The organism is Pedobacter sp. UYEF25 (genome assembly GCF_054061655.1).
Genome location: NZ_JBSSEL010000046.1, coordinates 1 through 1,693 on the forward strand (window position 1 = coordinate 1; position 1,693 = coordinate 1,693).

Annotated in this window: 3 protein-coding genes; all 3 read left to right on the top strand. The window is 32.8% G+C overall.

All coding sequences use genetic code 11. The annotated features are described in order from the left end of the window. Window positions 1–235: 235 nt before the first annotated feature. The 3 genes from ACVWYG_RS19180 (at window position 236) to ACVWYG_RS19190 (ending at window position 1,577) form a co-directional block, all read left to right on the top strand. On the top strand, window positions 236–733 hold the full coding sequence (locus ACVWYG_RS19180; protein WP_457272665.1) for an SMI1/KNR4 family protein: 498 nt from the start codon (window positions 236–238) through the stop codon (window positions 731–733). Between the two features lie 213 nt (window positions 734–946). Beyond that, entirely contained in the window at window positions 947–1,285 is a 339-nt protein-coding gene (locus tag ACVWYG_RS19185) for a type II toxin-antitoxin system RelE/ParE family toxin (protein WP_457272668.1), read from the top strand. After that, the gene (locus ACVWYG_RS19190; protein WP_457272670.1) at window positions 1,275–1,577 is read left to right on the top strand and encodes a helix-turn-helix domain-containing protein; all 303 of its coding nucleotides are present in this window, start codon (window positions 1,275–1,277) and stop codon (window positions 1,575–1,577) included. Before ACVWYG_RS19185 ends, ACVWYG_RS19190 begins: the two co-directional genes overlap by 11 nt. Window positions 1,578–1,693 lie beyond the last annotated feature (116 nt).

Here is a 1,693-nt window from a genome sequence, read left to right on the forward strand (position 1 = left end):
GCCATAGCTTTAAAGTTTGGGTGGACAGGTGTATTCCTGTGCCACATTGCTGTTTTTGTGGAACTTAAATTTACTGCTTTTACATGGATGCTTGCGCAAAAATGGCTGACGGTGGTTTATGTTAATTCATTAGTTATTTACTTAATTTAGTGCGGTGCGACAATGGTTCTGCAAGCAATGCCATTTCTGCGCAAATTTCCAAAACGTTAGCGGAAACCCAAATAGCAGACCCCGAATGGAAGATGAAATTTTAAATACTTACAATGAATTAACAAAGTTTTCAGATTCACTTTTGAATTTTGAAAGTAAAATACTTGATTCTCGAATTGAATATTTTGAAAATAAAATTGGATATAATTTACCAAAAGATTTTAAATATTTCATTAAAAAAAGTAATGGTTTTTCTCTAAATGGAACAGAAGTTAATGGAATTGGAGACGAATTTCTGAATTCATCGCTTGATAAGTTATATGATTTTGAACATAACGAAGTTGGAAATCCTATGCCGAAATATTTTATGCCGTTTTCAGCAGACGGTTATGGAAACCATTATTGCATTGATTTATCTCGAACGGAAAATGAAATATGTCCAATTGTTTTTTGGCAACACGATTGTAATTACAAAAATATAAGTGAAGTAGAAACTTGCAATAATAATTTTGTTGAATGGGTTAACAAAGTAATGATCGAATGGACACTTGAAGAATATAATTATGATGGAACAGAAAAATGAAAATGGGCTATCCGCTAACATGGTATTGGCAATAGGCGGGATTTCGTCTTCGATTTAAAATTTGTGCTTTATTTAAGTTCAGTTTTTCAATTGAAGTTTAATGCTAAATAGCCCGCCCATCGCCAATACGCAAAACGTTATAGACAATACTGCCCGACTAAATCCAATAAATTACTATTTTGAATTTGTTGTCTAAACAGTTAACTTTGTGTTGTGAATAATGACAGACAGATAATTGCTTACAAGAATTATTTTCTCGACTTCTACGAAGACCAAACCGATAAAGTTCAGGCTAAAATCGAATGGACTTTAAATTTAATAAAAGTTACTCCAAAAGTTCCCGAAAAGTTTTTCAAGCATATGCAAGGAATAAAAGGACTTTATGAAATCCGAGTAGAAGTTGGAAGTGATATTTATCGCATATTTTCATTTTTCGACAAAGGTAATCTTGTGGTTCTTGGAAACGGTTTTCAAAAGAAAAGTCAAAAGACGCCAAAACAGGAAATTGAAAAGGCACTTAAAATAATGGAGGAATATCAAAATGACATCTAAAAAGAATATTACGACACTTGAGGAAATCCTTGACAAGAAATACGGAAAAAAAGGTGATCCGAAACGTGAAGAATGGGAACAACAATTTGAAGCTTTCCACCTTGGTGCCTTATTAGAAGAAGCCAGAACAAAATTGGGAATGACACAAGAACAACTTGCAGAAAAGTGTGGAACGAATAAATCTTACATTTCGAGAATTGAAAACGACGCTTCAGACATCAGACTTTCTACCTTAATGAAGATAATTCAGAAAGGCTTGGGCGGACATTTAAAATTGACTCTTCAAGTTTAACAAAGGAAAACGTACTGGCTATAACAGCAAATTCCTATGTAAAGCAGTTTACAGTTCTAATTTATTAATTTTATTCCAATAAGATGCCATAAAGTGTCTAAATTAATGCTACTCAA